The 14,943-nt window shown below is 59.5% G+C and carries 11 protein-coding genes; 5 read left to right on the top strand and 6 right to left on the bottom strand.

The genetic code is table 11. The features are described 5' to 3' along the window. Positions 1-111: 111 nt before the first annotated feature. Positions 112-492 (bottom strand): hypothetical protein, encoded by a 381-nt coding sequence (locus VN887_05335; GenBank protein HXT39426.1) that lies wholly within the window; start codon positions 490-492, stop codon positions 112-114. 551 nt (positions 493-1,043) lie between these two features. Between VN887_05335 and VN887_05330 the strand changes: the two genes are divergently transcribed. The 3 genes from VN887_05330 (at position 1,044) to VN887_05320 (ending at position 4,358) form a co-directional block, all read left to right on the top strand. Next, positions 1,044-2,477: a hypothetical protein gene (locus tag VN887_05330; protein HXT39425.1), complete on the top strand. Its 1,434-nt coding sequence runs from the start codon at positions 1,044-1,046 to the stop codon at positions 2,475-2,477. A 41-nt stretch (positions 2,478-2,518) separates the two neighbouring features. Then, the gene (locus VN887_05325; GenBank protein HXT39424.1) at positions 2,519-3,454 is read left to right on the top strand and encodes a metal ABC transporter substrate-binding protein; all 936 of its coding nucleotides are present in this window, start codon (positions 2,519-2,521) and stop codon (positions 3,452-3,454) included. 82 nt (positions 3,455-3,536) lie between these two features. Next, a complete protein-coding gene (locus VN887_05320) occupies positions 3,537-4,358 on the top strand; it encodes an iron chelate uptake ABC transporter family permease subunit (GenBank protein ID HXT39423.1) in 822 nt (273 codons plus the stop codon). Here the strand turns inward: VN887_05320 and VN887_05315 are convergent. The 4 genes from VN887_05315 to VN887_05300 form a co-directional block, all read right to left on the bottom strand. Beyond that, entirely contained in the window at positions 4,355-5,212 is an 858-nt protein-coding gene (locus tag VN887_05315; GenBank protein ID HXT39422.1) for a prepilin-type N-terminal cleavage/methylation domain-containing protein, read from the bottom strand. The two genes, VN887_05320 and VN887_05315, sit on opposite strands and share 4 nt — an antisense overlap. A 268-nt stretch (positions 5,213-5,480) precedes the next feature. Beyond that, the gene (locus tag VN887_05310) at positions 5,481-6,584 is read right to left on the bottom strand and encodes a sugar phosphate isomerase/epimerase family protein (GenBank protein ID HXT39421.1); all 1,104 of its coding nucleotides are present in this window, start codon (positions 6,582-6,584) and stop codon (positions 5,481-5,483) included. A gap of 4 nt (positions 6,585-6,588) precedes the next feature. Further along, positions 6,589-7,950 (bottom strand): Gfo/Idh/MocA family oxidoreductase, encoded by a 1,362-nt coding sequence (locus VN887_05305; protein HXT39420.1) that lies wholly within the window; start codon positions 7,948-7,950, stop codon positions 6,589-6,591. Positions 7,951-7,997: 47 nt separating this feature from the next. Next, positions 7,998-9,446: a Gfo/Idh/MocA family oxidoreductase gene (locus tag VN887_05300; GenBank protein ID HXT39419.1), complete on the bottom strand. Its 1,449-nt coding sequence runs from the start codon at positions 9,444-9,446 to the stop codon at positions 7,998-8,000. A 102-nt stretch (positions 9,447-9,548) separates the two neighbouring features. On the opposite strand from VN887_05300, the gene ruvB reads away from it, so the two are divergent. Beyond that, complete coding sequence (gene ruvB, locus VN887_05295) at positions 9,549-10,568, top strand: Holliday junction branch migration DNA helicase RuvB (protein ID HXT39418.1); 1,020 nt, start codon at positions 9,549-9,551, stop codon at positions 10,566-10,568. A 32-nt stretch (positions 10,569-10,600) separates the two neighbouring features. Here ruvB and VN887_05290 read toward each other — a convergent pair whose 3' ends face one another. Then, positions 10,601-12,931 (bottom strand): hypothetical protein, encoded by a 2,331-nt coding sequence (locus VN887_05290; GenBank protein HXT39417.1) that lies wholly within the window; start codon positions 12,929-12,931, stop codon positions 10,601-10,603. Between the two features lie 201 nt (positions 12,932-13,132). On the opposite strand from VN887_05290, the gene carB reads away from it, so the two are divergent. After that, positions 13,133-14,749, top strand: a complete 1,617-nt coding sequence (carB, locus tag VN887_05285) for a carbamoyl-phosphate synthase large subunit (GenBank protein HXT39416.1) — start codon at positions 13,133-13,135, stop codon at positions 14,747-14,749. Positions 14,750-14,943 lie beyond the last annotated feature (194 nt).

Below are 14,943 nucleotides of genomic sequence, written 5' to 3'. Positions count from 1 at the left end.
AAATCTTCATTCAGATGCTCCACGGTTGCGAGGAAGCCGGAGGCTCCGCTCAAAATAACGGAATAAATTGTGGCTGCGCCACGCGGCGAAGCCGGGACGAATCGGAAGGTGCTAACCGGGGAGACGGCGAGGGGGAGGCGTGGGGGGAGCTTCAGCAGGCATATCAGAGAAGCAAACCGCACTGAAGTGCGACGGAATCCGGCGGGGAGCGTAAAGAGTCAGGCCCGAGGGCTGCAAAAAGAAATCAAGCTTGGTCAGAAGCTTTTGTGTCTCCTGTTTTTGTTCGGACTTCTTTTCCCGGGCGACGAACCTGCAAATCGGGCAGGGATGTTTGCCGTCAAACGTGTTGACGAGCGCCTCTTTGAATGGTCCCGCTTGCGAATAGCCGGCGACCATGGTCACCCACGCAACGGACTGCAGAAGAGCCCAGTGGCCGCCGAGCGCAAACGTGAGCGCAACGACCGCCAATCCTCGCAGCAGTCTTGATGACACATCGGCAGGCTATCGCCCGGGGCGCGTGCGTCAACGGAAAACTCGAAACAGCAACGGGCATCTTCGGAGAGGCATTTTTTGAATCGGTGGGCGTGGTGGAAAATAAGGCTTGCGCCAGCGGAGTTGGTCTGTTTCTTTTTGCAAACAGCTTGCAACTGGAACGTAAATCCGTCGTCTTCATTGCAAAATCAGCCTTGGCTGGTTTGTTCGCCTTGGTGTTTTTGATTTCGGCCACCATTGCCGTAAGCCCGGCCCACCGTCAGTCCCACAATTCGGACCGTAATGCCAGCGGTCATCAATGCGTTTACTGCCTCTTTGCGCACGGACAGATTGTCGCCGCGGACACTCATTCTCCCGCGGCCCCGAGGATTGACCTTTGCGCGATTCTCGATTGTTCGCCCGTGCCCGCGCCGGTTTCAGCCGCCGATTTCCGTTTGTCACCCAGTCGGGCCCCTCCTGCCTCCTTCTCCGCGATCGCCGTCGGTTAGTCGTTTGTCTTTCAGTAAACCTTCGCGCGGGCACCCGGTGTCCGCGCCAGACCCGGAGAAGCGATGAAGTTGAAAAGCGTTTTAGAGCTGTGTTTTTTATTTTATCTCGGCCTGCTGTCGGTGGCGGCCCAGGACACGGACCAGATCGAGCAGCTCAAGAAGCAGCTGCAGCAACTGCAGAGCAATTTTCAGACAGTCCAGGAACAGCAACGCCAGCAGATCGAATCGTTGCAGAGACGGATCGAAGCCATGCAGCGACAACAGCAGGCTGCGGCGACCAACCGGCCGGGCGCGGCGCCTGTTCCATCCGCTTCTTCCGCTCAGGCCGCCACGCCCTGGTCGCCCGCCCAGCCGTTGACCGTGATGCGCGCCGGCTCCGCCTACATGAACATCAGCTTTGACGCGTTGATGGACCTCGGCGGCTCCACTGCGCGTGATCCCTCGGCCCAGCTTCAACTCGGCGACCATGACCCGATCCAGCGCGGCTTTTCGATGCGCAACGCGGAGATCGCGCTCGACGGCGCGGTGGACCCGTACTTCAAGGGGTTCGCCAACATCGTGCTTAAGCTGGACAAGGATCAGGGCACGGACATTGAGTTGGAGGAGACCTACGTGCAGTCCACTTCACTACCGGCAAACCTGCAGCTGAAAGCAGGACAGTTTTTTGCGAACTTCGGCCGCCAGAATTCACAACATCCGCATCAGTGGGCGTTCGTGGACGAACCGCTGATTCTGAACCGGGCGTTCGGCCCTGAAGGATTGCGCAACCTCGGGGTGCAGGCCTCATGGCTGGTGCCGGTGCCATTCTACACCGAGGCGTTTCTCGGCGTATTTAACGGGCAGAGCGATCAGGCGTTCAGTTTTCGCAATCCGGGCGAGCCTGACGCGGCGGGTATCAACAGGTTTCACGGACGCGCGACGTCTGATCGCACTCTTCGCGGTTTGGGCGATTTGCTGTACGTGCCGCGTGTCGCGTCGTCCTTTGATCTGACCGACTCGCAGACGCTCGTGGTCGGCGCGTCCGGGGCGTTCGGCCCGAACGACACCGGCCCTCATGCGCGAACACAAATCTACGGTCTGGACACCTACTGGAAGTGGAAGCCGGCGACCGCGCAAAAGGGCTTCCCGTTTGTCTCCTGGCAGACCGAGGCCCTCTATCAGGTCTTTGAAGCAGGGGCGGATGCACCCGCGGCGTTGCCGGCGGAAACGCTCCGCGACTGGGGATTCTACACGCAGGCGACATGGGGTTTCAAGGAACGGTGGACTGCGGGGTTGCGCGGCGAGTTCGTGTCGGGTAACGACGGCGCCTACGATGCACTGGACATCTTCCGCAACGACCGCACTCGCATTTCACCGAATCTGACGTTCTATCCCAGCGAGTTTTCAAAAGTCCGCCTGCAATATAACTACGACCACGGCCAGTTGTTCGGTGACGAGCATTCCGTCTGGTTGCAGTTCGAGTTTTTGCTGGGCGCTCACGGGGCCCACAAGTTTTAACCTGCGATCTCCTGCACATTTCCGATGAAACACCCACCTGAATGAATTACCCGATAATGAAAAAACTTTCCCTCCTGGCCGGCTTGATGACCTGGACGTGGCTGGTTCCGACCGCACAGGCAAGGCTGAACGTCGTCGCCACGACGCCCGACTTTGGAACCATCGCGAAAGAAATCGGCGGCGATCGGGTGGAAGTCACCACGCTTGCGAAGCCAACCGAGGATCCGCATTTCGTGGATGCGAAACCGAGTTTCATCGTGAAACTCAACCGGGCCGACGCGTTGATCGAAGGTGGCGCCGAACTGGAGATAGGCTGGCTCCCGCCGTTGCTCGAAGGCGCGCGCAACCCAAGGCTCGAATCCGGCAAGCCGGGTCGCATTTCGTGCGTTGAAGGCATCGCGCTGCTGGAGGTCCCAAGCTCGCTCGATCGTTCCAAAGGTGACCTTCACGCGGCGGGTAATCCCCATTACACGACCGACCCCACGAACATTAAAATCGTCGCCCGGCACATTTGTGACTCGTTTTGCGTGCTCGACGAAAAATCGTGCGAATACTTCAAGGCCAACCTGAAAAAGTTTGACGAACAACTCGAGGCGAAGACAGCGGAATGGGAGAAGCTGCTGCAACCCTTCAAGGGAAACCGCATCGTGACCTACCACAATTCGTGGATTTATTTCGCGAAACGATTCGGCCTGCGCATGGACCTGTATCTGGAACCAAAACCTGGCATCCCGCCCACGCCGTCGCATCTGGAAGAAGTCATCCAGCAGATGAAAACCGACAACATTCACGTCATCATCGTGGAGCCCCATTTGAACCATAAAACCGCGGAAGCGGTCGCCGCCCATACGGGCGCTTCCGTGCTTGATTTCGCCCCGTATCCCGGTGGGGCAAAAGGAACCGAAGGCAGCATGGTCCAGTGGATGGACGTGCTGGTGCATTCGTTGGCAAAGGCACTTGCCGAGAATGCCAGGTAGATCGTTCTCGGGAGCGACCACCAAGTAACTCGCATGAAAAACGGAAATCGCGTCGTCGGAGCCTGCCAAAAGGAAAGAAATTATGTTTGAAATAATGCTCTGGCCCCTGGTCGCGTCGCTTTTGTTGCCCGGGATCCTGGTGTACTACGGCCTGCACATCGTTCGGCGGGAAATCATTTTTGTGGACCTGGCATTGGCGCAGGTGGCCGCATTGGGCATTTGCGTCTCAATCCTGTTCAAGAACGACGCTCACGACTGGCAGACGTACGCCTGGTCGTTTGCATTCACCTTGATTGGTGCAGCGATTTTCACGCTGACCCGCCGGCTCGACCGGCACGTTCCTCAGGAAGCATTGATCGGAATTGTTTACGTGGTTGCGGCGGCGATTGGAATACTGCTGCTGAATCAAAGCCCGAACGGCAGCGAGGAACTCAAGGAAACGCTGGTGGGTGATTTGCTGCTGGTGCAAAGGCCCGAGCAGGTGTTCAAACCGTTCGCGCTATATCTTGCGATCGCCGTGGCGCATTTTGTGTTTCGAAAAAAGTTTCTTACGATCACATTCGAACCGGAGCGCGCCGTCGCAGAAAAAATCTCGATCCGGGGGTGGGATTTCCTGTTCTACGCGTTGTTCGGACTGGTGGTGACGAGCTTCGTGCAGATCGGCGGGGTGTTGATGATTTTCTCATACCTCATTGTGCCCGCGGTTTGCGCCAATTTTCTCGCGGAATCCCTGGGAGCGCGGCTCATCCTCGGACAAGCGGTCGCTGTCCTGGCAAGCGTTATTGGACTCTACGCGTCTTTCAAATTCAACTGGCCCACCGGCGCAGCCATCATTTGCGCGCTGGGCGCGGCCCTGTTGTTGATCGGCCTCGTGGCGAAATTCAAGCGAAGAGGCGGTCCTTAATTCTGCACGTCAACTCGGTAGCTGGAGTGCGTCCGCAACCAGGCGAGGTCGGGATTGTTCGGTGAGTCATTCCAATGCGCCAGCAATCCGCCGGTTGCCGGCGGTCTTGTGCGCGGGTCCGCCCAGCGATGCGCTTCGGCGTGACCGTCGGCGAACGTCACAACACCCCGTTCGTTGTGCAGGCTGGAAGGATAATGGTAGAACTGGTCCGGTTCGCCCGGCATGCGCACGACAAATGCGGGAAAACAGATGCTGTCCGGATGAACATCCTGAAAGACAAGGAGGTCCGCCGGTGCTCGCATGTCCGACGATTTGGTGAATGTCCGGTACGCGGGATTCAACTCGCCCGGATCGAGAGACCAGCCCACGTACTCATTCATCGAGTAACTGCGCACATGCGGGAATTTACCCACGTTGGGGATTGTGACGGTTCCCCTGTCTTCCGGGCATTTGTATGTGGAGGCGGAACCGACGTAGGATCCAAAGAGGGCATACTGCGGGTCGGTCAGCCACTGGGCGTTGGTGAATGCCGGATAATAGAAATGGTCGTCGCCCGGCACCCAGAATTTTTTGAAACCGCTCCCCGAAGCGCTCGAACTCAAACTGATCCCCGGGCTCACCATGCCATGACCGTTGGCGGCCGCCATCTCGCGATTGTCGCCGTTGTACAAATGCCACGTTAGAAGAAGCTGTCGTTGATTGTTGATGCAACGAGCGAGTCGGGCCTGCCCCCTGGCTTTGGCAAGAACCGGCAACAGCATGCCGCAAAGGATCGCGACGACCGCCACTACGACCAACAGCTCAATTAGACTGAATCCTCGGAGCGTGTGGTTCTTGATTGAAATATTGGTCATCTTTCCGGTCGCACGTGACGAATAGGTTAGCACTGGCGGTGCCACGCACGACTGCAGCAGATAGCGCCTGTTTTCCCATGGTCTTTGCAAAAGGTAATTACTGCTTCGATGCAAGAATGATGCATTTGCAATGCGGCAAACTACAATATGGTGTCGCTTGTTTTCGACTTCTTCCCGAGTTGCGGGAAACGAATACACTTTTTCGTCGGCCGGTTCAAGTCCCAACGGACTTTTCCGATCGGAGTTTCTTCGCAAGCCGCTCGTCGGATCACAATCCGAGTCGCGCGTGCGCAAAGGCAAAAGATGCTTTGACGTGCTTGTCCTCCAGCGCCAATTGGCTGTCCGGATCGAGCCCCGTCGTGCGGGGCAGTGCCGTTTTCGCAATATTCCGGCGGACCATCGCCAGCGCCGCGGCCAGTTCACGTGCCGGGACGTTCGGCATCGTCGCCCAATATTCTACTGTCAGGCACGGAATCCTGAGCGGATCGCGCGTGATCATCTCAAGGTTGAACTGAATCTTCGGATTCGCCTTATGCAAACGCTCAACGATCCCCTTTAAATCGAGGAAGCCTTCGCCAAGTGGAACCTCCGACAGGAGGAAGCCATCCTCGCATTCCTGTACGGCCATGTCCTTCAGGTGTGTGGAGAATGCGTATGTCGCCAGGGCTTCCACGGTCTCTATCGGGTCCTCCAGCAACGCGATATTGTTGCCGGTATCCAGGCAGACCCCCACCCATTCACTGCTGATTCGTTTGAGCAGATCGACCAACTCCGCCGTCCGCCGGTCCTTATGATTCTCGATGGCGAGTTTGACGCGATGCCTTCGGAGAACCGGCTCGGCCAGCGTGAGTGACTTCCATGACGTTTCGGTGAATTGGCGGAATGCTTCCGGCGAATCGAACGTCTCATAGCGACGCCCGCCCAACATCGCCGTGCGCACAACTTCCGCACCGGCTTCCCGGGCGGTTCGTACCTCGGCATCGAACCGGTGGACATCCGACCTGTCCTTGGGCAGTCTCGCGTCGCCTTCGAGGTACATCTCCCAACCTTCGGCTCGCGCGCGCAGCTGCGCCGTGTAACTCGCATCGCGCGGACCGATCACCATCTGCACGCCGCCCGCGCCGAGTTTGTGGCAGTACTCCAGAAACCCGAGCGGATCCTTGAACGTGGCTTTCGGATTCTCTTCGCGAGCCGCCCGCCAGTGAAGGCCGTAAGAGTAAGTTCCAACGCCGAGACGCTTGTGCGTCACGACTTCCGCGCTGAATAGTGATGGCGCAGCGTACCAAAGCGGCGCGGCGGCAGCCATCAAGCCAAACATCTCCCGTCGCGTTATCGCAGACGAAGTCAGGCGTGTGGGTTCGCGTCCGTTCATTGCATTAAATCATATCCCAGGGCTTCCGAGCCTGTCGCCCGAGCAGCCTGGAAGCTACCACATCGTCCAGGATCTGCTCCTTCGCCGCATCCCAACGGATTTTGTGACCGGTGCGAAAAGCAATATTCCCAAGGTGCGACACGATCGTGGAACGATGGCCAACCTCCACGTCGGCCGCGGGCTTCTTTCGCGACCGCACACACTCGATGAAATGCTGCGTGTGCAGCGCCGTGGCGTCGTCGGCGGACACTTCCTTTCGCGCCATTCGGAAGCCCTCAGTGGCCCGCTCACGTCCGGCCGCACCCGGTCCTGACGGGTTGCCTGATTCCGGGTAGATTTCAAAACCCAGGCGATCCACGATGAGCGTTCCATTCGTGCCGTGATAGGCTTCGCCGTGCGGCCGGTCATCCGCGCCGCGAGCCTGGTAATATTTCTTGCCGGGCGTCCGCCCGCCCGCGCCGTGTGCGTTCAACATGGAGGCCTCGTAGCTCAGCACGAAGCCGGGGTACTCGTAAGTGACCTGCACGATGTCGGGTGTTTCCGCGCCATCGGTCAGCCCGTAGCGCCCGCCCGACGCGCTTATGCTCATCGGTTCGACCGCGTTCATGATCTGGTGCATGCTGTCGAAACGATGAATGCCGAAGTCCGTGACCAGCCCACCCCCGTAATCCCAGAACCACCGAAACGTGCCAACGAAGCGATTCTTGTTGAACGGAACATACGGTGCGGGGCCGAGATACATGTCCCAATCCACACCTTCGGGCGGAGCGGAATCAGGCGCGCGTCCGATCCCGTCCGGGTACATGTTCACGTAATTCCAGATGCGCACGAAGTGGACGCGCCCCAGTTCACCGCTTTGAATGATGCGCGCCACTTCCGCATAATGCGGCGCGGAGCGTTGCTGGGTTCCCACCTGAACGATGCGGTTGTGCCGCCGTGCCGCCTCGATCATGGCGCGGCCTTCCCGAACATTGTGGCTCAGCGGTTTCTCCACGTACACGTCCTTGCCGGCCTGACAGGCGAGCATGGTGGGTATCGCGTGCCAATGGTCGGGCGTGGCGATGAGGACGGCGTCCACGTCCTTTTGTTCGAGCAGACGGCGAAAGTCCTTGTACGCCTTCGCCGAAGGTCCGGCCCATTCCCTGGCCTCGGCCAGCCGCGGTGGGTACAAATCACACACGGCGACGAATTCGACGTTGGACGCGTCGCGCATCAGCTTCGCGTCGAACATTCCGCGCCCTCCGCAGCCGATCAGGCCCATGCGAACATGTTCGTTCGCGCCGAGGACCCGTCGGGCGGACAGGGCGCTGGTTGAAACCACGGCCGCAGTCTGAGCCATTCGTTTGATGAACTGTCGTCGTTTCATAGATCGGTTGGAATTCTAGCGTAAATCCCCCGCCGCAGACCGTTGCGCTAAACCACGCCCAGCGCGCGCAGGTCCGCATCCCAGGGCTTTCGATACGGACGCGCAAGCATCTTTGCCGATTCCAGGTCGCCAATGATTTCTTCCTTTTCCGCGTCCCAGTGAATTTTTCGACCGGTCCTTAACGAAATGTTCGCCAGGTGACACACGGTTGCCACCTGATGGCCGCTTTCCAAATCCGAGTTCGGTTGCTTCCGCGACTTCACGCAATCGAGGAAATTCCGGACGTGCTGGACGTATTGGTCCTTCCAATCGCCCGACGTTTCCTTTGCGGGTTCGGTCCAGAACTGGTTTGGCGGCTCGGGCACTGGTTGCGGGCCGCCGACCGGATGGCCGCCGATGATGCGTGCGACGATGTTGATGGGGTTTTCCTTTTTGTCCGGAATGACCTCAAAGCCGTCGCGACCGAGCAGCAGGGTGCCTTTTGTGCCATGAAATACCAGTCCGCCCATGCCGGTCGCCGCCACTCCCGCCGCGCATTCGCGCCACTGGCAGACGGCTTGAAAGCCGGGATACTCGATGATTGCGTCCTGTGTATCCGGGACCTCGCAGTTGTCTTCAAGGAAGTGTCGTCCTCCGGCGCTCGTCACGGCTTTCGCCCCTTTGACCCCGGTGAACCAATGCACAACATCGAGCGAGTGCTGGCCCAGGTTCGTCATCTGGCCACCCGAATAATCCCAGAACCAGCGGAAGTGATAAATGGCGCGATTCGGATTGTAAGGCCGTTGCGGTGCCGGGCCGAGCCATGCGTCGTAATCCAGCTCTGGCGGCGGGGCTCCGTCAGGCGGATGGCCGAAGCCGGGGGATACGTTGCGGAAGTAGCTGACCTGTACCGAGACGAGTTTGCCGATCCGTCCTCCCCGAACCAATTCGCGCGCCCGCTGGTAATGCGCGCCGGATCGCTGCTGCGTGCCCACCTGCACCACCCGTTTGTAGCGGCGGGCCACGTCGATCATCCATCGTCCTTCGCGCACGAACAAAGACGAGGGTTTCTCGACGTAAACATCCTTGCCCGCGGCGCAGGCCAGCATGGTCATCAACGCGTGCCAATGATCCGGCGTGGCGACGACGACGGCATCGATGTTTTTATCGTCCAGCAATTTTCGGAAATCGCGATATTTCGCAAGGCCGCCGCCGACCAGTCCGGCCGCCGCTTCCATCCGTGGCCCATACGCCTCCGCGACTGCCACGACCTGCGCGTCCGGTTGCGCCTTGAAATTGCGCGTGTGAATGCGGCCGATCAGCCCGAACCCGATGACGCCGACGTTCACCCTTTCGTTCGCGCCGAGGACACGGTTCCACGAAGCCGCGGTGAGCGCCGCAGCGGCGCCCGTCTTGATGAAGTGGCGGCGGGTAAGACCGGGTTGCGATTTCTCCGGTGATTTAGGCGTGGACTCTTTCATGTCGAGAGGCGGTTTGGCCGGCCGGTTTGGGGACATGACCCGAGGGTAAACGAATAAAATCTGTTTTCAACATTTTCGGAACGGTTCGTCCGTCTTTCCCCTTGCCGCTGGTTTCACCTTCTCGCATCCTGTCGCGCGATGGCGGAACGGATGATTTCGGATGTCCTGGCAAAGCCCGACGCGGCGCTCGAGTTGACGCTTCGTCCGTCGCTCTTTTCTGAATTTACCGGCCAGGCCAGGGTCAAGGAGAGGCTCGAAATCGCCGTTCAGGCCGCGAAGCAACGCGGTGAGGCGCTCGACCACATCCTGCTCAACGGCCCCCCCGGTCTCGGCAAGACCACACTCGCAAACATCCTCGCAAAGGCGATGGGCGCCAATCTCAAGAGCACCAGCGGTCCGACCATCGAGAAGGCCGCCGACCTTGCCGGCCTGCTCACAAATCTCGAAGAGGGCGACGTGCTGTTCATTGACGAAATCCATCGCCTGCAAAAAACCATCGAGGAATACCTCTATCCGGCGATGGAAGATTTCAAACTCGATATCATCATCGATCAAGGCCCGAACGCCCGCAGCGTTCGCCTGAATCTTCCGCGCTTCACGCTCATCGGCGCTACGACGCGCAGCGGACTTTTGAGCGCGCCCTTGCTCACGCGTTTTGGGATGCGTGAACGGTTGGATTATTATCACGCAGATCAATTGCAGAGTATCATCGTCCGCTCCGCGCGGTTGTTAAACGTGGAGGTGGACGACAAAGGCGCGCACGAAATCGCCCGGCGCAGTCGCGGCACACCGCGCATCGCGAACAATCTGCTGCGCCGCGTTCGCGATTACGCCCAGGTCAAACACGACGGCCGCATCACTTCCGCCGTGGCGGACAAGGCGCTGGCAATGCTGGAGATTGACCAGAACGGCCTCGACGAAATGGACAAGCGCATTCTCGAAGCGGTCATCACGAAGTTCGGCGGCGGACCGGTTGGCATCAACTCGCTGGCCGTGGCGGTGGGCGAAGAGCCGGACACCATCGAGGAAGTCTATGAACCGTACCTCATCATGGAGGGTTATTTGAACCGCACGTCGCAGGGCAGGGTGGCAACGGAATCGAGTTACAAGAAACTCGGCCTGAAGGCGGCCGCCGGGAACCAGCAAAAACTTTTTTGAGCGCGGGGAAATTGTGGCGCGGCCAAGACGGCTCAAAAACCCACCGGCCGCGGCGGGCCGGAATACGGTGTCACTGCCAACGCGCGAGTGCGTCCGCGTTCGACAACCAGCAGCTTCGGGTCCGTGACGGTCGGCGCTTCGATGAAGCCGTGGTATCTCCCCATCCAGTAGGCCAGCAACCAGCCCGAAGGCTCGGCGACATCGCGGCCGCCCGTGCCCCCGTCGGCTTGCATCAACCAGTGGTCCCATCTCAGCGGTTCGGTCTCGCGTGGCAGAAAGGTTCGCGAACCGCCGTTCAGGGCGACGTAACCCGCCGGCGTGCGGAGATCCGCGCGATGCGAATTCTGGTACGACCAGACCACCAGGTCGAGCGGCCACCCGCGCAGATGATTCGCCGCCGGTCCAACTTCGCAATCGTTTCCGGTGAGCGCGCCATACACGAAGTTGTACCACGGGTTTTGTTCGACGCGGATGACTTCGTAGCTGCGTTCCAGGCTGCGTCGATAAATCGAGCGAAGTTGCGGGTCCTTCTCAAACCGGAGCAGGTTCCAATAACACCACAACGCGAGCTGGTCCTCGAAATGAGAAATGTTCTCGGGCGGCGGCGGCGTGTTGCGCTGGCGCACCGTGTATTCGGGGTAACCCATCTCGACGAGCTTTTGATACGCCGCGGCGAATTTCGCGTCGCCGGTCAGTGTCGCGGCGGTCTTCATGAACGAAAGGATCTCCAGCGCTTGCAGGCCACGGTCAGTGCGTCCCTCGTCCGTTGCAAAGTATTCCGGGTCCCAACGCCCCCAGCGTGTCGGTTTGCCGTCAAAGTCGATCAACTGCCAGTGATGGTCGAGCAGGTGGGCGGCAATTTTCGCGAGGTGTTGTCTGGCCTGCTCCTTTTCTTCGCCTTGGGCGGCAAGTTCCAGAAACAGAGTCGTCGCGTAAAAGTGGGAGCAGATCTCGTCGCTCGAAGTGTCACCCTTCCACTCGAACCGGCCGTCGGCGGTGTCGTGCCATTCCGCCGGAAGACCGCCGGAGCCGCTCATGGATTTGTGGTCGGACGATCCTTTCACCCAGACCGCGCGCGCGGGGAATCCGGGAATGCCAGTCATCGCTTCGAGCCAGCGCAGCGCCTGGAACGTGTTCACCGCTTCCTTGTGCGCTTCGGGATCTTTCGTCACGGCGTAGCGATACGACTGCGCGGCGAGATAGTCGCCGCTGTAACCGCCGTCGTTGTCACTGATTTCGCGGACGTATTGTTTCAGGCCGTCGTCCCATTCGAGTTTGTGCGTGAAGCCGAGCCGCTTCTGGCCCCATTCCTCAAGATGCCGTTCGTAATAGGCCGCTTTCTTCGACAGCGTGTAAGGTTCGTACTCGATGATCCCAAGCCCGTCTGGCGTGGCGATGTACACGGTGCGTTCGTCGGCGGCTATCGCATTGACGCGATCAGCCGGAAGCCAGCGTTGTCCGGCAAAATAATGAAACCGGCCATTCGTCATCCGAATCGCGCCACGGATTGTGCCGATCCACAAATCATTCGTGAACCCGCGCGCCAGACAGGTCGTGTCCTCATAGCACAAACCTTGTTCACCGCGAATCGACGCCAGCACCATTCCGCGCCACACGCCCAGCCCGCGATCGGTGGCGAGATAAAGTTCCTTCCCCAGGCTCAATGCGTCACGAACTGTTCGCGACGGCAGATCACCCCAATCCCAGCCTTGATCCGCGGCAAAGCTGTAAACGTCGAGCCCGCCGAACCCCTGGCCATTGACGAACGTCAGACGGTCACCGCCCTGCACGTACAGTGTCTCGCAATGAGAGATCACGCGATTGATCGCAAAGGGGGCTTCGTTGGTGGACAACGCCTCGATCTGGTCGCCGTGCACTCGCCACAAGCGGGCGCCGCTGGCGGCGATCACCTCGCTCAGATGCCCGGTCACATCGGCCACCGGCTCATCGGAAATCTTTTTCCACGTTCCGCCCTGAAGGCGGTACAGTCCGCGACCCGTCATTGCCCAGAGCGCATCGCGCGTGGTCACGAGTCGGCGAACGGGTTCGCGCATTTCGCGGACCGGTTCCAGTTTGTCGTCGTTCAGCCGGTAAAGTCCTTTGCCGGAACCGACATAGACCTTCTGTGCAAACACGGCAACTGTATTGAGCGGTTCATCGGACAATACCTTTCGTCCGATCTCCTGGAGGTAAACGTCATCCCGAACCGGATGCCAGAGATGCGGGGTTTCAGGGTCGGCAGCGGAAGCGAGGAACGCCAGAAAACAACCCAAACCGGGCAGGACGAATCGCTCCAACGACGCAAGAACCCGCTGTTGCGGTCCGGAAATCGTTCGGGCTCCGCCGGGTTTCAAAGGAATCATGCGCGCTACAGCACAGCCAATTTCGTCGTCCGTCAAGCGCGACGGATGCCACGCTCACTTTCAGGCAAAAAACATTCGCCAATTGCAGCCGTTCCGTGTTTCATCCGTAGCCGTTTGAACTGAAGCCCAAACGCGGACCGCGGCTCGGTAAACCGCGGCGGTTCACCGCACCAGTGGCGCGACGGCGATAAGATTTTTCAGATGCCAAAAAGAACTGACATCCATTCCGTGTTAATCATCGGCGCCGGCCCCATCATCATTGGGCAGGCGTGTGAGTTCGATTATTCCGGCACGCAAGCCTGCAAAGCGTTGCGCGAAGAAGGCTACCGCGTCGTCCTCATCAACTCCAATCCGGCCACCATCATGACTGATCCGGAGTTCGCCGACCGCACCTACATCGAACCGATCACGCCCGAGTGCGTGGAGAAAATCATCGTCCGCGAGTTGGAAGAAATGCGGAAGATGGGCGTCCCTGTAGAAATGGGTGGAGCGGGCAATGAGCCCGTTCCGGCGGGCAACCTGCCCGCCGGTTCTGGTCGGCAGGTTGCCGACCAGCACGGCCAGGTTGGCCGTGCCACCCGACCGCACAAACTCGTCCTGCTCCCCACGCTCGGCGGTCAGACCGCTTTGAATACCGCAATGGCCCTGCACCGCTCCGGCGTTTTGGACAAATACGGCATCGAGATGATCGGCGCGAAACCCGAGGCCATCCAGAAAGGCGAAGACCGCCAGATTTTCAAAGACCTCATGTTGAGCATCGGCCTCGACGTTCCCATCTCCGGCACGGCGCACAACATGGACGAAGCCCGCGCCGTGGCCGACAAGATCGGCAAGTTCCCGCTCATCATCCGGCCCGCGTTCACGCTCGGCGGCACGGGCGGTGGCATCGGTTACAACCGCGAGGAATTCGAGGAGATCGCCAAACGCGGCATCGAGCTTTCGCCCGTGAACGAAATCCTCATCGAAGAATCCCTCCTCGGCTGGAAGGAATACGAGATGGAAGTGATGCGCGACAAGGCCGACAACTGCGTCATCATCTGCTCCATCGAGAACTTTGACCCCATGGGCGTCCATACCGGTGACAGCATCACCGTCGCACCCATCCAGACGCTGACCGACAAGGAATTTCAGATCATGCGCGACCAGAGCTTCGCCGTCATCCGCGCCGTGGGCGTGGAGACCGGCGGCTCGAACATTCAGTTCGGCGTCAGCCCCGAGAACGGCCGCATGGTCATCATCGAGATGAACCCGCGCGTCAGCCGCAGCTCCGCGCTCGCGTCCAAGGCCACCGGATTTCCCATCGCGAAAATCGCTGCCAAGCTCGCCGTTGGCTACCTGCTCGACGAAATCAAAAACGACATCACGCGCGAAACCCCGGCCAGCTTCGAGCCGACCATTGATTACGTGGTCACCAAGATTCCGCGCTTTGCCTTCGAGAAATTCCCGCAGGCCGACCCCACGCTCACCACGCAGATGAAAAGCGTCGGCGAAGCGATGGCCATCGGGCGCACGTTCAAGGAAAGCCTGCAAAAATGCCTGCGCTCGCTGGAGATTGGCCGCAGCGGCCTGGGCGGCGACGGCAAGCCGTGGCGCATCGGCACAGAAGTCTATGGCGACCGCGACATCCTCCCGCGCGACGTCATCAGCCGCAAACTGAGCGTGCCCAACGCCGAACGCATCTTCTTCATCCGCCACGCCCTGCGCGCCGGCTTCACCATCGAGGAGATTTTCAACCTGACGAAAATCGACCGTTGGTTTCTGGTGCAGATCAAAGAGATCGTGGATTTCGAGGAGGAACTTGCGGGGGCGAAGAATTGATTTAACCCGACTGCAAACGTGAGCGCTTCAAATTGGAACATCGGCGACGTGATCCAAGAGCGCTGGGAAGTCCGTCGGATTTTGCAGGGCGGCATGGGCATCGTTTATATCGTCTATGACCGCAAGGCGCGGGATGTGTTCTCCAAGAGGCTAAACGGTTGCGAACATAGGCTCATCGCGCCTTCCGAGAATCA

This window comes from Candidatus Angelobacter sp. (assembly GCA_035607015.1).
Classification (GTDB): domain Bacteria; phylum Verrucomicrobiota; class Verrucomicrobiia; order Limisphaerales; family AV2; genus AV2.
The sequence above is the reverse complement of the archived record's forward strand: the minus strand, read 5'-3'. Positions and strand labels throughout refer to the sequence as shown.